The 19,358-nt window shown below is 70.6% G+C and carries 19 protein-coding genes; 8 read left to right on the top strand and 11 right to left on the bottom strand.

The genetic code is table 11. From position 1 onward, the window contains the following. Positions 1-126: 126 nt before the first annotated feature. Positions 127-537, bottom strand: a complete 411-nt coding sequence (locus ACZ5VD_RS21285; protein WP_468550998.1) for a VOC family protein — start codon at positions 535-537, stop codon at positions 127-129. Positions 538-546: 9 nt separating this feature from the next. Further along, positions 547-960, bottom strand: coding sequence for a helix-turn-helix transcriptional regulator (locus ACZ5VD_RS21280; RefSeq protein WP_468550999.1), 414 nt, complete (start codon positions 958-960; stop codon positions 547-549). A 102-nt stretch (positions 961-1,062) separates the two neighbouring features. Here ACZ5VD_RS21280 and ACZ5VD_RS21275 point away from each other — a divergent pair, with 102 nt between their 5' ends. Together ACZ5VD_RS21275 and ACZ5VD_RS21270 are read left to right on the top strand one after the other, a co-directional pair. Next, positions 1,063-2,217 carry an inorganic phosphate transporter gene (locus ACZ5VD_RS21275; protein ID WP_468551000.1) on the top strand — a complete coding sequence of 385 codons (1,155 nt, stop codon included), beginning with the start codon at positions 1,063-1,065 and terminating at the stop codon, positions 2,215-2,217. Between the two features lie 17 nt (positions 2,218-2,234). Then, on the top strand, positions 2,235-2,468 hold the full coding sequence (locus ACZ5VD_RS21270; protein ID WP_468551001.1) for a hypothetical protein: 234 nt from the start codon (positions 2,235-2,237) through the stop codon (positions 2,466-2,468). Between the two features lie 334 nt (positions 2,469-2,802). Here ACZ5VD_RS21270 and sodN read toward each other — a convergent pair whose 3' ends face one another. Then, positions 2,803-3,198 (bottom strand): superoxide dismutase, Ni, encoded by a 396-nt coding sequence (gene sodN, locus ACZ5VD_RS21265; RefSeq protein ID WP_468551002.1) that lies wholly within the window; start codon positions 3,196-3,198, stop codon positions 2,803-2,805. Between the two features lie 146 nt (positions 3,199-3,344). On the opposite strand from sodN, the gene sodX reads away from it, so the two are divergent. Further along, positions 3,345-3,779, top strand: coding sequence for a nickel-type superoxide dismutase maturation protease (gene sodX, locus ACZ5VD_RS21260; protein ID WP_468551146.1), 435 nt, complete (start codon positions 3,345-3,347; stop codon positions 3,777-3,779). Here sodX and ACZ5VD_RS21255 read toward each other — a convergent pair. Beyond that, positions 3,683-4,312 (bottom strand): CGNR zinc finger domain-containing protein, encoded by a 630-nt coding sequence (locus ACZ5VD_RS21255; protein WP_468551003.1) that lies wholly within the window; start codon positions 4,310-4,312, stop codon positions 3,683-3,685. The genes sodX and ACZ5VD_RS21255 overlap by 97 nt on opposite strands. Before the next feature lie 114 nt (positions 4,313-4,426). Between ACZ5VD_RS21255 and ACZ5VD_RS21250 the strand changes: the two genes are divergently transcribed. Further along, complete coding sequence (locus ACZ5VD_RS21250; RefSeq protein WP_468551004.1) at positions 4,427-5,197, top strand: class I SAM-dependent methyltransferase; 771 nt, start codon at positions 4,427-4,429, stop codon at positions 5,195-5,197. Between the two features lie 76 nt (positions 5,198-5,273). Here ACZ5VD_RS21250 and ACZ5VD_RS21245 read toward each other — a convergent pair whose 3' ends face one another. The 3 genes from ACZ5VD_RS21245 to ACZ5VD_RS21235 are packed head-to-tail and all read right to left on the bottom strand — an operon-like array spanning position 5,274 to position 7,976. Continuing rightward, positions 5,274-6,035, bottom strand: a complete 762-nt coding sequence (locus ACZ5VD_RS21245) for an amino acid ABC transporter ATP-binding protein (protein WP_468551005.1) — start codon at positions 6,033-6,035, stop codon at positions 5,274-5,276. Then, the gene (locus ACZ5VD_RS21240) at positions 6,032-6,979 is read right to left on the bottom strand and encodes an amino acid ABC transporter permease (RefSeq protein ID WP_468551006.1); all 948 of its coding nucleotides are present in this window, start codon (positions 6,977-6,979) and stop codon (positions 6,032-6,034) included. The genes ACZ5VD_RS21245 and ACZ5VD_RS21240 overlap by 4 nt, the downstream gene beginning before the upstream one ends. A 34-nt stretch (positions 6,980-7,013) precedes the next feature. Next, positions 7,014-7,976, bottom strand: coding sequence for an ABC transporter substrate-binding protein (locus tag ACZ5VD_RS21235; protein ID WP_468551007.1), 963 nt, complete (start codon positions 7,974-7,976; stop codon positions 7,014-7,016). Between the two features lie 690 nt (positions 7,977-8,666). Between ACZ5VD_RS21235 and ACZ5VD_RS21230 the strand changes: the two genes are divergently transcribed. From ACZ5VD_RS21230 to ACZ5VD_RS21215, 4 genes are all read left to right on the top strand, one after another. Then, positions 8,667-9,890, top strand: coding sequence for an NAD(P)-dependent malic enzyme (locus ACZ5VD_RS21230; RefSeq protein ID WP_468551008.1), 1,224 nt, complete (start codon positions 8,667-8,669; stop codon positions 9,888-9,890). A 323-nt stretch (positions 9,891-10,213) separates the two neighbouring features. Next, on the top strand, positions 10,214-11,182 hold the full coding sequence (locus ACZ5VD_RS21225) for a zinc-binding dehydrogenase (protein WP_468682940.1): 969 nt from the start codon (positions 10,214-10,216) through the stop codon (positions 11,180-11,182). Between the two features lie 130 nt (positions 11,183-11,312). Then, positions 11,313-11,522, top strand: coding sequence for an HTH domain-containing protein (locus ACZ5VD_RS21220; protein WP_004925761.1), 210 nt, complete (start codon positions 11,313-11,315; stop codon positions 11,520-11,522). Beyond that, positions 11,522-12,112: a Clp protease N-terminal domain-containing protein gene (locus tag ACZ5VD_RS21215; RefSeq protein WP_468682939.1), complete on the top strand. Its 591-nt coding sequence runs from the start codon at positions 11,522-11,524 to the stop codon at positions 12,110-12,112. The genes ACZ5VD_RS21220 and ACZ5VD_RS21215 overlap by 1 nt, the downstream gene beginning before the upstream one ends. Positions 12,113-12,183: 71 nt before the next feature. On the opposite strand, the gene ACZ5VD_RS21210 is transcribed toward ACZ5VD_RS21215, so the two are convergent. The 4 genes from ACZ5VD_RS21210 to ACZ5VD_RS21195 all read right to left on the bottom strand — a co-directional run bounded on the left by ACZ5VD_RS21210 (position 12,184) and on the right by ACZ5VD_RS21195 (position 19,346). Continuing rightward, on the bottom strand, positions 12,184-13,269 hold the full coding sequence (locus tag ACZ5VD_RS21210) for a PadR family transcriptional regulator (RefSeq protein WP_468551011.1): 1,086 nt from the start codon (positions 13,267-13,269) through the stop codon (positions 12,184-12,186). Position 13,270: 1 nt separating this feature from the next. Further along, entirely contained in the window at positions 13,271-14,371 is a 1,101-nt protein-coding gene (locus ACZ5VD_RS21205; protein WP_468682938.1) for a DUF4097 family beta strand repeat-containing protein, read from the bottom strand. Positions 14,372-15,233: 862 nt separating this feature from the next. Beyond that, complete coding sequence (locus ACZ5VD_RS21200) at positions 15,234-15,416, bottom strand: DUF6104 family protein (RefSeq protein ID WP_351490621.1); 183 nt, start codon at positions 15,414-15,416, stop codon at positions 15,234-15,236. 90 nt (positions 15,417-15,506) lie between these two features. Continuing rightward, on the bottom strand, positions 15,507-19,346 hold the full coding sequence (locus ACZ5VD_RS21195; protein WP_468682937.1) for a multifunctional oxoglutarate decarboxylase/oxoglutarate dehydrogenase thiamine pyrophosphate-binding subunit/dihydrolipoyllysine-residue succinyltransferase subunit: 3,840 nt from the start codon (positions 19,344-19,346) through the stop codon (positions 15,507-15,509). Positions 19,347-19,358 lie beyond the last annotated feature (12 nt).

Raw genomic sequence — 19,358 nt, 5'->3', positions numbered from 1 at the left:
CGCCACCGGGCCCGCGAGCCCCGCTCGGCCTCCGCGCGCGGCGCCAGGCCTCCGGAAGCCCCCTGCTCGGCCTCCCTACACCGAACTCGGCCCCCGTAGGCCCTGTTCACCGCCGGTGCGTCGCGCTCAGCCCCGCTCCATGAACCGCAGCAGGTTCCCCGCCGGGTCCCGGAACGCGCAGTCCCGCATGCCGTACGGCTGGTCCATCGGTTCCTGGAGGACCTCCGCGCCCGACTCCTCGACCCGGGCGAACAGCGCGTCGCAGTCGGGGGTGGAGAAGATGACCCCGCGCAGCATCCCCTTGGCCAGCAGGCGTGCCATCGCCTCCCGGTCGGCGGGCGAGGCGTCCGGGTCCGCGCCGGGCGGCTCCAGCACGATCTCGACGCCCGGCTGCAGCGGTGAGCCCACCGTCACCCACCGCATCCCCTCGAAGCCGACGTCGTTGCGGACTTCGAGACCCAGCACGTCCCGGTAGAAGGCGATGGCCTTGTCATGGTCGTCGACGGCGATGAAGCACTGCGCGAGTTTCACATCCATGCCCGCACACTAGGACCTTTCCGGCAGGTTCCAGGGCCGCCGGGGCCGGGTGTACTTCCGTGCCACGCACGCCGGGATCACCGCGCCCGGCTCGTGCGAGCGGGCCCGGTAGGCGCTCGGGGTCTCGCCGACCAACTCGGTGAAGCGGGAACTGAAGGAGCCCAGCGAGGTGCAGCCGACCGCCATGCACACCTCTGTGACGCTCAGGTCGCCGCGCCGCAGCAGGGCCTTGGCGCGCTCCACCCGGCGGGTCATGAGATAGCCGTACGGTGTCTCGCCGAAGGCGGCGCGGAAGCTGCGCTGGAAGTGGCCCGGCGACATCAGGGCGGTGCGGGCGAGCGCCGGGACGTCGAGGGGCTCGGCGTACTCGCGGTCCATCCGGTCGCGGGCCTGCCGCAGCCGGACCAGATCCTCAAGGGTCACCCCGCCAGCATGGCACGCCCTCCTTCGGCCGCGCGCGTGGACCTGGGACAGCCTTTGCCTCCAGTTCGCCGGGGATTGGCTTCGGCTTGTTTGCATCGAGGAATGGACCACATCACGTTCCTGGTGGCCGTCGTCATCGTCACGGCGCTCGCCTTCGACTTCACCAACGGGTTCCACGACACGGCCAACGCGATGGCCACCTCCATCGCCACCGGGGCGCTGCGGCCGAGAACCGCCGTACTGATCAGCGGAGTCCTCAACGTGGTCGGCGCCTTCCTGTCCACCGAGGTGGCCAGGACCATTTCCGGCGGCATCGTGGACGACACCCTGGTCACCCCGGGGATGATCTTCGCGGGGCTGGTCGGGGCGATCCTGTGGAATCTGCTGACGTGGCTGGTGGGACTGCCGTCGAGCTCCTCGCACGCGCTGTTCGGCGGGCTGATCGGCGCCGTGTGGGTCGGCGCCGGCTCGCACGGCGTGCACGTCGACAAGGTGGTCGAGAAGATCCTGATCCCGGCGGTGGCCTCGCCGGTGGTGGCCGGGGTCGCGGCGCTCGTCGCCACCTACCTCGCCTACCGGATCACCGCCCGCGCCCGCAAGGACTCGGTGACCAAGGGGTTCCGGCTCGGCCAGATCGCCTCCGCGTCCCTGGTCTCCCTCGCGCACGGCACCAACGACGCGCAGAAGACCATGGGCGTCATCACGCTCACCCTGATCTCGGTGGGGGCGCTCGGGCACGACGCCGGTCCGCCGGTGTGGGTGATCGCCTCGGCGGGGCTGGCCATCGGCCTCGGCACGTATCTCGGGGGCTGGCGGATCATCCGCACCATGGGCAAGGGCCTGACCGAGATCCAGTCACCGCAGGGCTTCGCCGCGGAGACGGCCTCCACGACCGTCATCCTCACCTCCGCACACCTCGGCTTCGCGCTGTCCACCACCCAGGTCGCCTCCGGGAGCATCCTCGGCGCGGGCCTCGGCCGGCGCCTCGCGGAGGTGCGCTGGGGCATCGCGGGCCGGATGGTGCTGGCCTGGCTGGTCACGCTGCCCGCCGCGGCACTGGTCGGCGGCGTCTCCGCGAGCGTGGTCAAGCACGGCGGGAACGTCGGCACGGTCGTCGTCGCCCTCGTCGGGGTGGCCGTCGCCGCGGGCATCGTCGTCCTCTCCCGCCGCAATCCGGTCGGTGCGCACAACGTCAACGACACCCACGAGGTCGCCGTCCGCGCCACCGAGCCGGCCACCGTCGGTACGGCGGCCTGAACCAAGGGAGTTCACCCATGAGCCTCGACTGGACCGCCCTCGGCCAGGTCACCGCCGTGAGCATCGGCGTCACCGTCGCCGTGGTCACCGTCTTCGCCCTCGGCATCCTCGGCCTCGCCCGCTTCGAGGGGGCCCGACAGGACGACGGCACCACCCACGCGGCGGGCCTCGCCCAGGCCGGCCTGTGCTTCGTCGCGTGCGCGGCGGTGGTGGCGTACGGCATCTGGCTGATCGTGCCGCGGTTCCACTGATCCGTCCGATCCACGGAACCCGGCGCACGCCGTCCGGCACGCGGGCCGGGTATCCGGGTGCCCGCCCTGCCCGCCCCGGGCGTACTACGGCGACCGCCGGCCGCTCACGGTGTACGGGTACGACCCCGCGGGGGTGGCGCGGCCTTGCGGGTGCGGCCGGTTCTCAGCCGCGCGTCGGCGGTGATCACGCCGCGGATCCACGCGCACCCGCGGCCGGATGAAGAAGACCGCACCCGCTCCGTCATGGACGCCGTTCTCGGCGACCCGCGGACCGGGTGCGGACAGGTAGGCGATACGACCCACGAAACCGCGGGTCGGACGGCCCGGCTGAAGGTCAGGCCTTCTTGGTCTCCCAGAAGATCTTGTCGATCTGGGCGATGTAGTCCAGGGCCTTCTGGCCCGTGGCCGGGTCGGTCGAACCCTTGGCGGCCGAGAGGGCCTTCAGGGCGTCGTTGACCAGCTGGTGCAGCTCCGGGTACTTCTCGAAGTGCGGGGGCTTGAAGTAGTCGCTCCACAGCACGGAGACATGGTGCTTGGCGAGCTCGGCTCGCTGCTCCTTGATGACCGTGCCGCGGGCCTGGAAGTGCGGGTCGTCGTTGGCGGCCAGCTTTTCCTGTACGGCCTTCACCGACTCCGCCTCGATGCGGGCCTGGGCCGGGTCGTACACACCGCAGGGCAGGTCGCAGTGCGCGCTGACCTTCACCTTGGGGGCAAACAGGCGGGAGAGCATCTGAGCTGTCCTTCCTCGTGATCGTCTTCTCAGGTGCGACATTACTCCGTAGGAGACGCCTTTTCGCGGGTGCCCCCATGGGCTTAGGACAAAAGTCCGGGGTCAGACTGAGACTGGTGGAGGAACGGACCGGGGAGGTGCCGGGGATGCCGGAGCTGTCGCAGGAGACCGAACGCAGGGGGGCCCTGCTGCCGTTCGGGCTGGCCGAGGTGACCGGGCCGTCCATGGTGCCCACGCTCCGTCACGGCGATCAGCTGGTGGTCCAGTGGGGTGCCAGGATCGGGCCGGGTGACGTGGTCGTCCTGCGCCATCCGTTCCAGCAGGACCTGCTCGTCGTCAAACGGGCCGTGGGGCGCCGCGAGGGCGGCTGGTGGGTGCTGGGGGACAACGCGTACGCCGGTGGTGACAGCACCGACTACGGTGCCGTGCCCGACGATCTGGTGCTCGGCAAGGTCCGCTTCCGCTACCGGCCGCGCAGGCCGGATCAGCGCTCGCCGTTCGCCGCGGTGCGCTGGGCGCTGTCGACCGCGAGGCCCGTCTTCTGCGACCGGTCGGCCTCCAGGCGCTTCCGGGCCCGGTAGGCCGCCACGTTGGCCCGGGTCGCGCAGCGGTCGGAGCAGTAGCGCCGGGAGCGGTTCGTGGAGGTGTCCAGGTAGGCGTTGCGGCACGGCGCCGCCTCGCACAGGCCGAGGCGGTCGACGCCGTACTCGGTGAGGTGGAAGGCGAGGCCCATCGCCGCGATCGCCGCGTAGCCGGCCGTCGCGTTCGACGGGTGGTCCGCGAGGTGCATGTGCCACAGCGGGCGGCCGTCGTCGTCCCGGAAGTCGTGCCCGGAGATCTGCGGGCTGACCGGGAACTCCAGCAGCAGCGAGTTCAGCAGGTCCACCGCGAGGGTCTCGTCACCGCCGTCGGCCGCCTCGAAGACCGCGCGCAGCCGGCCCCGGACCGAGCGGAACCGGGTCACGTCCGCCTCGGCGGCGCGGCGGGCCGCCGAGGCATTGGCGCCGAACAGGTCCCGGACCGCCTCGACCGAGGTCAGCGCATCCTTGCCCCGGACCGGCTCCTCGCTGTTGACGAGGCGTACGGCGTAATCCGAGTAATAGGCCAGTTCCACTTGTAGTCCTTACGGAGGCGTTCTATGGTCGTGGTGCGGTCGGGTAACAGCCGGTCGTGCATCCAGGGTATTACGTGACAGCCATGACGTGACATCGCGTGACGGAGGAGCTCGATGACGGACACGGACACCACCACCGCCGGAACCGACTGGCAGGCCTGGCAGGAGAGCTGGGACCGGCAGCAGGAGTGGTACATGCCCGACCGGGAGGAACGCTTCCGGATCATGCTCGACATGGTCGAGTCCCTGGTCGGCACCGCGCCGCGGGTCCTGGACCTCGCCTGCGGCACGGGAAGTATCACGGCCCGGCTGCTCGCGCGGTTCCCGGAGGCCACCAGCACCGGCGTCGACCTCGACCCGGCGCTCCTCGCCATCGCCGAGGGCACCTTCGCGGGCGACGACCGGGTCACCTTCGTCACCGCCGACCTCAAGGACCCGGAGTGGCCGTCGACGCTGCCGTATGACGCGTACGACGCCGTCCTGACCGCCACGGCCCTGCACTGGCTGCACAGCGAACCCCTCGCGGACCTCTACGGCCGGATCGCGGGACTCGTCCGCGACGGCGGTGTCTTCATGAACGCGGACCACATGATCGACGACACCACGCCCCGGATCAACGCGGCCGAGCGGGCGCAGCGGCACGCGGGCATGGAACGGGCGAAGACGAACGGCGCGGTCGACTGGGCCGAGTGGTGGCAGCTCGCCGCCCAGGACCCCGTCCTCGCCGCCCCCACGGCCCGGCGCTTCGAGATCTACGGCGAACACGCCGACGGCGACATGCCGTCCGCCGCGTGGCACGCACGCGTGCTGCGCGACAAGGGCTTCGGGGAGGCCCGGCCGGTGTGGTGCTCGCCCTCCGACACGCTGCTGCTGGCGCTCAAGTAGCCCCAAGGCAGACGAAGGGGAAGACGCAAGGGGCGGTACGGGAGACCCGTACCGCCCCTTGTTCGCGTACGTACCGCTACAGCACCTTGGACAGGAACGCCTGCGTCCGCTCGTGCCGCGGGTTCGTCAGGACCTCCCGCGGGTCGCCGGACTCGACGACCACACCGCCGTCCATGAAGACCAGACTGTCGCCCACCTCGCGGGCGAAGCCCATCTCGTGGGTGACGACGATCATCGTCATGCCGGACTCGGCGAGGTCGCGCATGACGTCGAGGACGTCACCGACCAGCTCCGGGTCCAGGGCCGAGGTCGGCTCGTCGAAGAGCATCAGCTTCGGGTCCATGGCCAGCGCCCGGGCGATCGCCACCCGCTGCTGCTGACCGCCGGAGAGCTGCGAGGGGTAGCTGCCCGCCTTGTCGGCGAGGCCGACGCGGTCCAGCAACTGCTGTGCGCGCTCCCGGGCCTGGGCCCTGCTGATGCCCTTGACCTGGACCGGGGCCTCCATGACGTTCTCCACGGCCGTCATGTGCGGGAACAGGTTGAAGCGCTGGAAGACCATGCCGATGTCCCGGCGCTTGACCGCGACCTCGCTGTCCTTCAGCTCGTACAGCCTGTCGCCCTTCTGGCGGTAGCCGACCAGCTCGCCGTCGACGTACAGCCGGCCCGCGTTGATCTTCTCCAGGTGGTTGATGCACCGCAGGAAGGTCGACTTGCCGGAGCCGGAGGGGCCGATGAGGCAGAAGACCTCGCCGGACTTCACCTCCAGGTCGATGCCCTTGAGGACCTCGACCGGGCCGAAGGACTTGTGGACGCCCTCGGACTTCACCATGGCGGTCATGCGGTGCCTCCCGTCGAGGACGAACGGTTCGACAGGGACAGCAGGTTCGCCCTGATCTTCTGCAGCGGGGTGGCCGGCAGGCTACGGGTCGACCCGCGCGCGTAGTAGCGCTCCAGGTAGTACTGGCCGACGCTGAAGACCGAGGTCAGCACCAGGTACCAGGCCGCCGCGAGGAACAGCATCTCGGCCGGGGCACCGGAGGTCTGCCCGATGTCCTGGGCGACGCGGAGCAGCTCCGAGTACTGGACGACCGACACCAGCGAGGTCGTCTTCAGCATGTTGATGACCTCGTTGCCCGTGGGCGGCACGATCACGCGCATCGCCTGCGGGACGACGATCCGGCGCAGCGTCTTGCCGTGGCTCATGCCCAGCGCGTGCGACGCCTCGGTCTGGCCCTCGTCGACCGAGAGCAGACCGGCCCGGCAGATCTCCGCCATGTACGCCGCCTCGTTCAGGCCGAGGCCCAGCAGCGCGGTCAGGAACGGGGTCATGAAGTCCGACCACTCGTTCTTGTAGAACGGCCCGAGGTTGATGTACTCGAAGACCAGACCCAGGTTGAACCAGACGATGAGCTGGACCAGGACCGGGGTGCCGCGGAAGAACCAGATGTAGAACCACGCGATGGACGACGTCACCGGGTTCTTCGACAGGCGCATCACCGCCAGCAGGATGCCGCCGACGACACCGATCAGCATGCACAGCACGGTGAGCATGAGCGTCTTGCCCACGCCGCCGAGGATGCGGTCGTTGAAGAAGTAGTCCGGGATCGCGCCCCAGTTGATCCTGCCCTGGGAGAACGCGTAGACGATGCCGCCCAGCACGGCGAGGGCGAGTACGGCGGAGACGTACCGCCCGTAGTGCCGGACCGGGATGGCCTTGATGGCCTCCGGGCCGGCCGGCGGGGTGTCCGCCGGCCCGCCCGTCTTGTCGATGTCAACAGTCACGGGTGTTGCCTTTCAGTGTCCGCGGACCGCGCGGTCACTTGCCGCCGTTGATGGTGGCTTCCTTGACGGCGCCGTCGGCGACGCCCCACTTCGCGATGATCTTGTCGTACTCGCCGTTCGCGATGATCGCGTCCAGCGCGGCCTTCAGCGCGTCCCGCAGCTCGGTGCTGTCCTTGGCGACCGCGATGCCGTACGGCGCGGCCTCGACCTGCTCGCCGACCAGCTCGAAGTCCTTGCCGCCACCGGAGGTCTTCACGGCGTACGCGGCGACGGGGAAGTCGGAGGAACCGGCGTCGGCGCCGCCCGCACGCAGGCGGGTCTGGGCCTGCTGGTCGTTGTCGAAGGCCTGGATGGAGATGGTCTTGCCGCCGGCGCACTTCTTGGCCTCGGACTTGGCGAGGTCCTCGGAGACCGTGCCGCGCTGCACGACGATCTTCTTGCCGCACAGGTCGGACCAGGTCTTGATGCCCTGGTCGTCGCCCTTCTTGGTGTAGATCGAGACACCGGCGGTGAAGTAGTCGACGAAGTCGACGCCCTCGCCGACCTTCTTGCCGGTGTCGGAGTCGACACCCTCCTGGCGGTCCTTGGTGTCGGTCATCGCGGACATCGCGATGTCGTACCGGTCCGAGCGCAGACCCGTGATCAGCGTGTCGAACGTGCCGTTCTCGAAGGTGAACGTCACGCCGAGCTGCTTGCCCATGGCGGCCGCGAGGTCCGGGTCGATGCCGATCGTCTTGCCGGCGCTGTCCTTGAACTCGACCGGCGCGTACGCGATGTCGGAACCGACCTTGACGACCCCCGCGTCACGGATCGCCTTCGGCAGCTTGTCGGCCAGCGGGGCCGTGCTCGACGAGGCGGAGTCGGTGCTGTCGGAGCCGCCGCTCTCGGTCTGGTCACCGCAGCCGGTGAGCAGCAGGGCGCCGGCGACCGCGATCGCACCGACCGCTGTTAGCCGGGTGCGCGCGGCGGTCGTACGACGGGTGGAGCTTGCGGTCATGGTGGGTTCCTCCGGCGGATGGGTGGAGTTGCCGATGGGGCGGGCAGCCGCCGACGGGTTCGGCGGGTGCCTGGGGACCTGGCGGGTGCCCGGATCAGGGCTCGGTGCCCGGATCCTGAGTCCTGGGTCGACAAGAGCACACGTCTTCGAGTGTCGCGACCTCGTGTGATGACGGCATCTTGCCATTCGGACCGGGGCATTCTGGGGGGCAGTCATGTCAAAATCGGATAACGGGCCACCCCCGAACCGCACCAGGTCGGTACATCCTGACCGCACCATCTGCGGGAATCCGTCCTTCCGGCCGCAAGATCTTCGGCTCATTCCGGGATGCGGACGCCGCCCCCGCACGGGTCGAGGGCCGGTGGAGCGCTGTTCGTACGGCCGTCAAGCCGATCTTGAGAGCTTGTGCCGGTATGTCCCATGATTCATGTCACCGGTCATGTGGATGTTCGCGTTCCGCCATGTGACCTTGGACGTATGGGACTCGTCCTCGGTACGGGTCGTCCGGTAAGAAGGTTCTTTACACCCCTCATCCGGGGCTCAGGGCGCGTGTGCGGCGCGCCCGTCGCGTAGGGCTCATACGCACCCCCTCGCGGGTGCGTCCCCATCAGGCGCTCTACGCGGTGCCCGCCCACTTCTCAACCAGGAGTGGCCACCCTCAAACCATGAAGACCTAAGGGGTAAGACAAAGTGGCAGCGGAGATCGTCAATCCTCGCAGCGACAGCAGTACGGACCAGGAGGGCGGGGCAGAGCCCCTCGATTCCTTCGATCCGGCGTTCGCGCTGCACCGCGGCGGCAAGATGGCCGTGCAGGCCACCGTGCCGGTCCGCGACAAGGACGACCTGTCCCTGGCGTACACGCCCGGCGTCGCGAAAGTGTGCAGCGCGATCGCCGAGCAGCCGGACCTCGTCCACGACTACACCTGGAAGTCGTCGGTCGTCGCCGTCGTGACGGACGGTACGGCGGTCCTCGGACTCGGTGACATCGGTCCCGAGGCCTCCCTCCCCGTCATGGAGGGCAAGGCGATCCTGTTCAAGCAGTTCGGCGGCGTGGACGCCGTCCCGATCGCGCTCGCGTGCACGGGCGTCGACGAGATCGTCGAGACCGTGGTCCGGCTCGCCCCGTCCTTCGGCGGCGTGAACCTGGAGGACATCTCGGCGCCCCGCTGCTTCGAGATCGAGCGCAAGCTCCAGGAGCGGCTGGACATCCCGGTCTTCCACGACGACCAGCACGGTACGGCGGTCGTCACGCTGGCGGCGCTGCGGAACGCGGCGAAGCTGACCGGGCGGGGCATCGGGGAGCTGCGGGCCGTCATCTCGGGCGCCGGCGCGGCCGGTGTCGCCATCGCGAAGATGCTCGTCGAGGCGGGCATCGGGGACGTGGCGGTGGCGGACCGCAAGGGCATCGTGTCCGCCGACCGGGACGACCTCACCTCCGTCAAGCGGCAGCTGGCCTCCTTCACGAACAAGGCGGGCATCACCGGCCCCCTGGAGGCGGCCCTGGAGGGCGCCGACGTCTTCATCGGGGTCTCCGGCGGTACGGTGCCGGAGCCGGCCGTGGCCTCCATGGCCAAGGGCGCCTTCGTCTTCGCGATGGCCAACCCGAACCCCGAGATCCACCCCGATGTCGCGCACAAGTACGCGGCGGTCGTGGCGACGGGGCGGTCCGACTTCCCGAACCAGATCAACAACGTGCTGGCGTTCCCCGGGATCTTCGCGGGGGCGCTCCAGGTGCGGGCCTCCCGGATCACCGAGGGCATGAAGATCGCGGCGGCGGAGGCGCTGGCCGCGGTGGTCGGCGACGACCTCGCCGCCGACTACGTGATCCCCTCGCCGTTCGACGAGCGGGTGGCCCCTGCGGTGACGTCCGCTGTCGCGGCGGCGGCCCGGGCGGAGGGCGTCGCACGACGCTGAGCGCTCCGCCGAGCCGAGCTGAACCGGACATGGTCCCGCCCGAACGGGCGGGACCATGTCTTTGCCCACCTGCCCACCCGTTCGGGTGTCTTCGGGGATGGGCAGCGCCGGTGGGGGCGGGAGTTCACCGGCGGGTGCGGGTGCGGGTGCGGGTGCGGGCGGGTCCGGGTCCGGGCATGGGTTCGAGTGCGGGCATGGGTTCGGGGGTCTGGGGGCGGAGTCCCCAGGGGTGCTCACCCCGACGCCGGGTGTCCTGGCAAGAGGGCGTGTGTCACAGCGCCCCCTTGTTCCACCCACCCGCACGGCCACCTATCGTCGATTCCATGTTCGCCGTCTACGCCGCCCGAATCGACCGCGACCAGCCGCTCTCCGGCCTGGAGTCGGGGGAGCGCCCGGCTCCCGAACCCCGCCCCGGCTGGAGCGTCGTCGACGTCAGGGCCGCCTCCCTCAACCACCACGACCTCTGGTCCCTGCGCGGCGTGGGCCTCGCGGAGGACAAGCTCCCGATGATCCTCGGCTGCGACGCCGCGGGCGTCGACCAGGACGGCAACGAGGTCGTCCTGCACTCCGTCATCGGCCAGACCGGCCACGGCGTCGGCCCGAAGGAACCCCGCTCCATCCTGACCGAGCGCTACCAGGGCACCTTCGCCGAGCGGGTCGTCGTACCCACCTGGAACCTCCTGCCCAAGCCCAGGGAGCTCTCCTTCGAGGAGGCGGCCTGCCTGCCCACGGCGTGGCTGACGGCGTACCGGATGCTGTTCACGAACGCCGGCGTACGTCCCGGCGACTCCGTCCTCGTGCAGGGCGCCGGTGGCGGTGTCGCCACGGCGGCGATCGTGCTGGGGAAGGCGGCGGGGCTCAGGGTCTTCGCGACCAGCCGCGACGAGGCGAAGCGGAAACGGGCCGTCGAGCTGGGGGCCGTGGAGGCGGTGGAGCCGGGTGCGCGACTGCCCCAGCGGGTCGACGCCGTGATCGAGACCGTCGGCGCGGCCACCTGGTCGCACTCGGTGAAGTCGCTGCGCCCCGGCGGCACGCTGGTCATCTCCGGTGCCACGAGCGGTGACCGCCCCTCGCATGCCGAGCTGACCCGCATCTTCTTCCTCGAACTCAAGGTCGTCGGCTCCACGATGGGCACCAAGGACGAGCTGGAGGACCTGCTCTCCTTCTGCGCCGTCACCGGCGTACGCCCCGTCATCGACGAGACGTTCCCGCTCGACCGGGCCCGGGAGGGCTTCGAACGGCTGGAGTCGGGAGAGCAGTTCGGAAAAATCGTCCTCACGAACGGCCGCTGACTTCTTCGACTTCTACCACTCCTGCCGGTCCTGCAACTCCTGCAACTTCTGTAGATCCTGCGGGGCGTGACTGCCGCCGGTCGTGTCAACTTTGATTGACATGTGGGGCGCGTCAACGTAGGTTGACGTCATGACCGAAGCAACGGATCTCGCCGAGCGCGCGGGCGACCGGGACCCCCGGGTCGGCCTGCGGGCCGTCGCGGCGCTGCGCAGGCTGCTGGAGCAGTTGGAGGCGGTGCAGGTGCGCAACGCGCGCAATCAGGGCTGGTCGTGGCAGGAGATCGCCGCGGAACTCGGTGTCAGCAGGCAGGCCGTGCACAAGAAGTACGGGAGGCATTGATGTTCGAGCGGTTCACGAAGGACGCCCGGGACGTGGTGCGGGGGGCGGTCGAGCACGCCGACGCGGCGGGCGCGCGCTCCGTGGCGGCGGAGCGCATGCTGCTCGCCCTGCTGGAGCGGGGGGCCTCCCGGGCCTCCTTCGCGCTGGCCGCCCTCGGGCTCGACGCACACAAGGAGTCCGTACGGCGCTCCCTGGCCGACGCGCGGCGCCGCGCGGGCCTCTCCCAGGCCGAGTCCGACGCCCTCGCGGGCCTCGGCATCGACGTCTCGGAGATCGTCGCCCGGGTGGAGGAGGTGCACGGAGTCGGGGCGATGTCCGGCGACCGCAAGGACAAGGGCTGGTGGTCGGGGCGCCGCACCTTCGGGCGGGACGCGAAGCAGGTCCTGGAGAGGGCCCTGCGCATCGCCGTGTCCCACCGCGACCGCCACGTCGGCGACGAGCACCTCCTCCTGGCCCTGACCACCCGCCCAGGCGCCCCGGCCGAGATCCTCGCCGACCACGGAGTGACGTACGAGTTGCTGAGCCGGATCCTCTACGGCGGCAGCGGCAGCGGCAGCGGCAGCGGCAGCGGCGAGGCGAAGGCGGGCTGAGGGGAGCCCCGGCCCGGCTCCCCTCCGAGGGGGGTCCGGTCGGTCTCGCCCTCCTCGGTGGGGAGCGTCGGTCAGGCCTTCGGCACCCGCAGCAGCGCGGTGATGTGGGCCGCCGCCGTCGAGAGGTGCCTGCGGGTGTCGCGGAGTTGGTCCTCCGTGACGCCGTGGTCGCGGGCGCTGTCGCGGACGTCGTCCCGGAAGCGGTCGAGGAGCCGGTCCAGGTCGCGGGCGGGGTCTCCGGTGGGCGCCTCATGGGCCCAGGTCGGTTCGTACCCGGCCGGGAAGTCCTCCGGGGTGTCCGCGTACTCGGGGGCGGGTGCCGCCTTCTCGGCGTTGCCGTGTCCGCCCCGGCCGAAGCCGAAGTCCTTCCCGAACTCCTTGCCGAAGTCCTTTCCGAAATCGCCGAACTCCTTGGCCAGTTCGGTCAGCCCCTCGCGCACCCCGGTCGGCCAGTCGCCCCGGGAGAAGTGGTCCTGCACCTGTTCCTGGACCCGTCGGGCGATGCGCTGCACCTCCTCCTGTGCCTGCTCGCGGGCGTGCTCTTGTGCCTCCTTGGCCTGGCGGCGGGCCCGCTGGGCCTCGTCCCGCGCCCGGCGGCTCTCGTCCTTGGCTCGCCGGGCCTGCTCCTTCCACTCCTGCTTGACGCGCCGCATCTCCTCCTTGGCCGCGCGCCACGCCTCCCTGTCGGTGTACTCCCCGAAGTCCCCGAAGGGGCCGGTCTGTTCACCCCCGCCGGTGTCGGCGCCGGTGCCGCCCGCCCCCGCGCCTCGGCGCGCCTCGGAGGCCGCCGCCCGCATCTCGCGTCGCAGCTCGCCCGCCGCGCCGCGCACGTCGGCCCGGATCTCGGCGGCGAGTTCCGCGACCGACTCCCGGATCTCCAGTTCCAGGTCGGCCAGTTCACCGCTGCGGTCGGCCAGCTCGGCGCGGCCCGCGTCCGTGATCGAGTACACCTTGCGGCCACCCTCGGTGGCGTGGGTGACCAGCCCCTCGGCCTCCAGCTTGGCCAGCCGCGGATACACGGTGCCCGCGGACGGCGCGTACAGGCCCTCGAAGCGCTCCTCCAGGAGGCGGATCACCTCGTAGCCGTGGCGCGGGGCCTCGTCCAGCAGCTTCAGCAGATAGAGGCGGAGGCGGCCGTGGGCGAAGACGGGGGGCATGTCAGAGCACCTTCTTGTCGGTCGTACCGTCGGCCGGGGCGCTCGGCGAGCCGCCGTCCTGGCCGGAACCGGAATTGTCCCCCGAGCCGGGCGGAGAACTGTCCGCCGGGTTGTCGTCGAGGGACTCGGCGGCCTTGGCCTGCTGTTCTCCGCCGTCGGAGTCCGTGGTCTTCTCTCGCGGCCCGGCGGTACCGGAGTCCGCGACCGCACCCTCCGGTGCGTCAGCGGTGACGTCCGTGGGCGCTTCCCGCGGCCCGTCGGCCCCCGTGTCCTCGACGGCGTCCCACGGTTCGTCCTCCCGGGGTGGCCGGCGCAGCAGGGCGATCGAGCCGGAGACGGTGGTGGCCCGCAGCTTGCCGTTGCCCTGGCCCAGCCGGCCGGTGATCTTGTGCGCGCCCCACTGGCCGTGCACCCGGAGGCCGTCGAAGGCGTTGGAGATCGTGCCGCTCGCCGTGTTGGCCTCGACCTCCGCGTCCGCCGGCTGGGGCAGCCGGATCGCGATCTCGCCCGAGACACTGGTCAGGCGGATGTCGGTCGGCCCGCCCGGATCGAGGTCGACGATCATCGAGCCGCTGACGGAGTCGGCCCGCACTGAGGAGCCCGAGCCGTCGACGACGGTGAGGTCGCCGGAGACGGAGTTGAACCGGAGGTCGCCGGTGACGGCCTGGGCCTCCAGGTTCCCGGAGACGGTGTCGGCGCGGACCTGGCCGGAGACCCCGACGAGAGTCGTGTCGCCGGTGACCCCCTTCACGACGGACGGCCCCCGCATCCCGGAGACGACGGCCCCGGCGCTGACCACGCCCACCTCGACCTGGGTGTCGGCCGGCACGGCGAGGGAGACGACGGCACTGCGGCGCCACCCCTTCCGGTCGAGCCACTTGAGGAAGCCCTTCCAGGGGAGGTCGTCGTACGCCACGGTGAGGGTTCCGTCCTCCTGGGTGACGGTCAGGGGCGGCCCCTCGATGTGGGAGACCTCCAGGCGGGCGGAACCTTCGTCGGTGCCCACCACGTTCACCGTTCCGTCGACGAGGCGTACGCGGAGGGTGGTGACGGGATCGTCGAACGTGAGCTTCGTGGGCTCGGTGACAGACCACTCGGACATCGGTGCGGACCTCCCCGTAGTAACGCGCCATATCGCGTCTCGTACTCATTCACGATATATCGCGGACCCGGAAAGTCAAGACACTCGTTCTGGGGATCCTCGGGCTGTCGAAAATCCTCGAATGGCTTGAATGGGGCGAATCGCCCTCAGGTGTGAGCAGGTCGACGGACGCTCCCCGCACCGGCCGGGCCGGTCCCGCAGGTCGAGCCCCCGCCGCTCCACCGCCCCGCCGCTCCACCGGGCGCAGCCCGATGCCGTCGCCACCGCGGCCCGCCCGCCGCGCGATCCCGTGCTGCTCACGCGGGCGGGCGAGGACCGGACGACCGTCCTGGCCCCGAGGCCGAGCCCTTGATGCGGGACGGCGACCCCGTCGACCGCGTCCCGACCGGCCGGGCCACCGCCCTCAGCGTCGGCGCCTCCGGCCCCGTACTCGCCCTGTGGCGGGACGCGAACCGCCGCCGACTGCACCCTTGCCCCGGCGACCCCGCGGGCCGCCCTACGAGGCGGCCCGTGCCCTGTCGGACGTCCGCCCCGTCGACACGGGTCCCGGCCCGCTCGACGCCGGTCTCAGGGAGTTCGAGCCCACCACCCACCCGCACCTGGGCCCCTGGCTTCGCTGTGGCGCCGACACCCTCCCGCTCGCCGCCAGCGGGCTGCGGGCCGCAGCGGCGGCCGGATCACGGCAGGAGCACTGCTGCCGGCGCACGGCACGCTGGGACCGGCGTACGCCCTGGCCTCTCCGCGCGACTGACGGACATGACAAACGGGGCGCCTGTCAGACGCCCCGTGCACCGACCGATCGACGGACGGCCTACGCCCGCTCGACCTGTGCGCCCGGCTCGATCCGAGCGCCCGACTCGACCTACTCCTCGTCGTCTTCGTCGTCCAGCCGCGCCAGCCACGTCGCCAGCCGCTCCACCGGTACCTCGAAGTCCGGGTTCAGATCGACGAACGTCCGTAGCTGCTCGGCGAGCCACTCGAAGGTGACTTCCTCCTCGCCTCGCCGCTTCGCCAGCTCTTCGATGCCACGGTCCGTGAAGTACATGTGCTCAAGGATAAGTGGGCGGAAACGGCAGGGCCGCACCCCCTGGAGAGGGGGTGCGGCCCTGCCTGTCGTGTACGGCGTGCGAGACGGTTACGCCTCGAACACCTCACGCACCAACTGCTCCTGCTCCGCCTGGTGCCGCTTCGCGGAACCCACCGCCGGCGAGGAGCCGTGCGGGCGGGAGATGCGGCGCAGGCGCCCCCCGTGGGGGACGTCCGCGCCGACCGCCAGGTCGAGGTGGTCGATCAGGTTGAGGGCGATGAACGGCCAGGCACCCTGGTTCGCCGGCTCCTCCTGGGCCCACAGGTACTTCTCGGCGTTCGGGTACTTGGCGATCTCGGCCTGGAGCTCGGCACCCGGGAGGGGGTACAGGCGCTCAAGGCGGATGATCGCCGTCTCGGCCGCGGCGGCGTCCGTGGCGCCACGCTTCTGACGCTCGGCCTCAAGGTCGTAGTAGACCTTGCCGGCGCAGAAGACGACCTTCTTGACCGCCGCCGGGTCGGCCGACGAGTCGCCGATGACCGGGCGGAACTGGCCGCTCGTGAACTCCTCCGCCTTCGAGGCCGCGGCCTTGAGGCGCAGCATCGACTTCGGGGTGAAGACGACCAGCGGCTTGTGGTGCGGGTTGTGCACCTGCCACCGCAGGAGGTGGAAGTAGTTCGACGGGAGGGTCGGCATCGCGACCGTCATGTTGTTCTGGGCGCAGAGTTGCAGGAAGCGCTCGACGCGGGCCGAGGAGTGGTCCGGGCCCTGGCCCTCGTAGCCGTGGGGGAGGAGGAGCGTGACGCCGCTCGTCTGGCCCCACTTCTGCTCCGCGGCCGAGATGTACTCGTCCACGACCGTCTGCGCGCCGTTGACGAAGTCGCCGAACTGCGCCTCCCACATCACGAGGGCGTCGGGGCGGGCCAGCGAGTAGCCGTACTCGAAGCCCATGACCGCGTACTCGGACAGGAGGGAGTTGTAGACGTTGTAGCGCGCCTGCTCCTCCGAGAGGTAGAGCAGCGGGGTGAACTCGTCGCCCGTCGCGCGGTCGATGAGCACCGCGTGGCGCTGACCGAAGGTGCCGCGCTGCGAGTCCTGGCCGGACAGCCGGACGGGGACGCCCTCCAGGAGGAGGGAGCCGACCGCGAGGGTCTCGCCCATGCCCCAGTCGATGGTGCCGTCCTCGACCATCGACGCCCGGCGCTGCAGCTGCGGCAGCAGACGCGGGTGGACGGTGATGTGGTCGGGGATGTTGACCTGGGACTCGGCGATCCGCTTGACGACCTCCGAGGAGATCGCGGTGTTGACGGCGACCGGGAAGTCCGCCTGCGGGTCCGAGACGGGGGCCGCGGCCGGGTTGGCCGTGGCCTCGCGGACCTCGGTGAAGACCTTCTCCAGCTGGCCCTGGTAGTCCTGGAGAGCCTGCTCGGCCTCTTCCAGGGTGATGTCGCCCCGGCCGATCAGCGACTCGGTGTACAGCTTGCGCACCGAGCGCTTCTTGTCGATCAGGTCGTACATCAGGGGCTGGGTGAAGGCAGGGTTGTCCGACTCGTTGTGACCGCGGCGGCGGTAGCAGATGAGGTCGATCACCACGTCCTTGTTGAACGCCTGGCGGAACTCGAAGGCCAGGCGCGCGACGCGCACGACGGCCTCCGGGTCGTCGCCGTTCACGTGGAAGATCGGGGCCTCGATCATCCTCGCCACGTCCGTCGCGTACATCGACGAGCGGGACGACTCCGGGGCGGCCGTGAAGCCGACCTGGTTGTTGATGACGATGTGGACCGTGCCGCCCGTGCGGTAGCCGCGCAGCTGAGACATGTTCAGGGTCTCGGCCACCACGCCCTGGCCCGCGAAGGCCGCGTCGCCGTGCAGGGCCACCGGCAGGACGGTGAAGTCGGTGCCGCCCTTGTTGATGATGTCCTGCTTGGCGCGGCTGATGCCCTCGATGATCGGGTCGACCGTCTCCAGGTGGGACGGGTTCGCGGCCAGCGAGACCTTGATCTGCTCGCCGTCCAGACCGGTGAAGGTGCCCTCGGCGCCCAGGTGGTACTTCACGTCGCCGGAGCCGTGCATCGACTTCGGGTCGAGGTTGCCCTCGAACTCGCGGAAGATCTGCGCGTACGACTTGCCGACGATGTTCGCCAGGACGTTCAGGCGGCCTCGGTGGGCCATGCCGATGACGACCTCGTCGAGGCGGGATTCGGCCGCGCTGTCGAGGACCGCGTCCAGCAGCGGGATGACGGACTCGCCGCCCTCCAGGGAGAAGCGCTTCTGGCCGACGTACTTCGTCTGCAGGAAGGTCTCGAAGGCCTCCGCCGCGTTCAGGCGGCGCAGGATGCGCAGTTGCTCCTCGCGCTCCGGCTTGCTGTGCGCGCGCTCGATGCGGTCCTGGATCCACCTGCGCTGCTTGGGGTCCTGGATGTGCATGAACTCGACGCCGGTGGTGCGGCAGTAGGAGTCACGCAGCACACCGAGGATGTCCCGCAGCTTCATCAGGGACTTGCCGGCGAAGCCGCCGACCGCGAACTCCCGCTCCAGGTCCCACAGGGTGAGGCCGTGCTCGGTGATGTCCAGGTCGGGGTGCTTGCGCTGGCGGTACTCCAGCGGGTCGGTGTCGGCCATGACGTGGCCCCGGACCCGGTAGGAGTGGATCAGCTCGAAGACGCGGGCGGCCTTGGTGACGTCGTCGTCGTGGCTGGCGTCGATGTCCTTGAGCCAGCGGACCGGCTCGTAGGGGATGCGCAGCGCCTCGAAGATCTCGTCGTAGAAGCCGTTCTCGCCGAGCAGGTAGTTCGCGACGACGCGCAGGAACTCGCCGGACGCGGCGCCCTGGATCACCCGGTGGTCGTAGGTCGACGTGAGCGTCATGACCTTCGCGATACCGAGCTTGTTCAGGGTGTCCTGGGAGGTGCCCTGGAACTCCGCCGGGTAGTCCATCGAGCCGACGCCCATGATGACCGACTGGCCGGGCATCAGACGCGGGACGGAGTGGACGGTGCCGAGGCCGCCGGGGTTGGTCAGGGAGACCGTGACCCCGGTGAAGTCGTCCATCGTCAGCTTGCCGTCGCGGGCGCGGCGGACGATGTCCTCGTAGGCCTGCCAGAACTCGAAGAAGTTCAGCGTCTCGGCCTTCTTGATGCCGGCCACGACGAGCTGGCGGTCGCCGTTCGGCTTGACCAGGTCGATGGCCAGGCCGAAGGTGACGTGCGCGGGCTTGACGAGGGTGGGCTTCCCGTCCTTCTCCGCGAAGTGCCAGTTCATCGACGGCATGGCCTTGATGGCCTGCACCATCGCGAAGCCGATCAGGTGCGTGAAGGAGATCTTCCCGCCCCGGGCGCGCTTGAGGTGGTTGTTGATGACGATGCGGTTGTCGAACAGCAGCTTCACCGGGACCGCGCGCACGGACGTGGCCGTGGGCAGTTCCAGCGAGGCGTTCATGTTCTTGGCGACCGCGGCGGCCGGGCCGCGCAGCGTCACGAACTCCGGACCCTCCGACGACGCGGCGGCCGGCTCGGCAGCAGGCTTGGCGGCGGCGGGCTTCGCGGCCGGAGCCGCGGCCTTGGCCGGCGCGGGGGCCTGGGCCGGCGCCTGAGCGGCGACCACGGGCTTCGGGGCCGCGGGAGCCGGGGCCGCCGCGGCAGGAGCCTGTGCGGGCGCCTGGGCCTGTGCGGGCGGGGCGGCGGGCGCGGGCTGGGACGGTGTGGACGGAGTGGTCCCTGCGGCCCCCGCGGCCGCAGTACCCGCCGGAGCCGAGGCGGCAGCCGCGCCCGGCTTGTAGTCGGCGAAGAAGTCCCACCAGGCTCGGTCTACGGAATTCGGATCCTGGAGGTACTGCTGATAGATCTCGTCGACGAGCCACTCGTTGGGACCGAAGGCCGCTGCGGGGTTCTTGCCCGCTTGGTCTGCGTCGGTCGAGATGCTCGAGTTACTGGGGGACTGTGGCGACACGGCGGCAACCGC

Source organism: Streptomyces sp. NPDC032822 (assembly GCF_055578825.1).
The sequence above is the reverse complement of the archived record's forward strand: the minus strand, read 5'-3'. Positions and strand labels throughout refer to the sequence as shown.

Bases quoted from the DNA above. Each gene is read 5' to 3' on its own strand.
- ACZ5VD_RS21205 (WP_468682938.1), bottom strand. From the start codon at position 14,371: ATGTCCGAGTGGTCTGTCACCGAGCCCACGAAGCTCACGTTCGACGAT.
- sodX (WP_468551146.1), top strand. From the start codon at position 3,345: ATGCCGGAGCTGTCGCAGGAGACCGAACGCAGGGGGGCCCTGCTGCCG.
- ACZ5VD_RS21225 (WP_468682940.1), top strand. From the start codon at position 10,214: ATGTTCGCCGTCTACGCCGCCCGAATCGACCGCGACCAGCCGCTCTCC.
- ACZ5VD_RS21215 (WP_468682939.1), top strand. From the start codon at position 11,522: ATGTTCGAGCGGTTCACGAAGGACGCCCGGGACGTGGTGCGGGGGGCG.
- ACZ5VD_RS21270 (WP_468551001.1), top strand. From the start codon at position 2,235: ATGAGCCTCGACTGGACCGCCCTCGGCCAGGTCACCGCCGTGAGCATC.
- sodN (WP_468551002.1), bottom strand. From the start codon at position 3,198: ATGCTCTCCCGCCTGTTTGCCCCCAAGGTGAAGGTCAGCGCGCACTGC.
- ACZ5VD_RS21250 (WP_468551004.1), top strand. From the start codon at position 4,427: ATGACGGACACGGACACCACCACCGCCGGAACCGACTGGCAGGCCTGG.
- ACZ5VD_RS21200 (WP_351490621.1), bottom strand. From the start codon at position 15,416: ATGTACTTCACGGACCGTGGCATCGAAGAGCTGGCGAAGCGGCGAGGC.
- ACZ5VD_RS21235 (WP_468551007.1), bottom strand. From the start codon at position 7,976: ATGACCGCAAGCTCCACCCGTCGTACGACCGCCGCGCGCACCCGGCTA.
- ACZ5VD_RS21245 (WP_468551005.1), bottom strand. From the start codon at position 6,035: ATGACCGCCATGGTGAAGTCCGAGGGCGTCCACAAGTCCTTCGGCCCG.
- ACZ5VD_RS21275 (WP_468551000.1), top strand. From the start codon at position 1,063: ATGGACCACATCACGTTCCTGGTGGCCGTCGTCATCGTCACGGCGCTC.
- ACZ5VD_RS21220 (WP_004925761.1), top strand. From the start codon at position 11,313: ATGACCGAAGCAACGGATCTCGCCGAGCGCGCGGGCGACCGGGACCCC.
- ACZ5VD_RS21285 (WP_468550998.1), bottom strand. From the start codon at position 537: ATGGATGTGAAACTCGCGCAGTGCTTCATCGCCGTCGACGACCATGAC.
- ACZ5VD_RS21210 (WP_468551011.1), bottom strand. From the start codon at position 13,269: ATGCCCCCCGTCTTCGCCCACGGCCGCCTCCGCCTCTATCTGCTGAAG.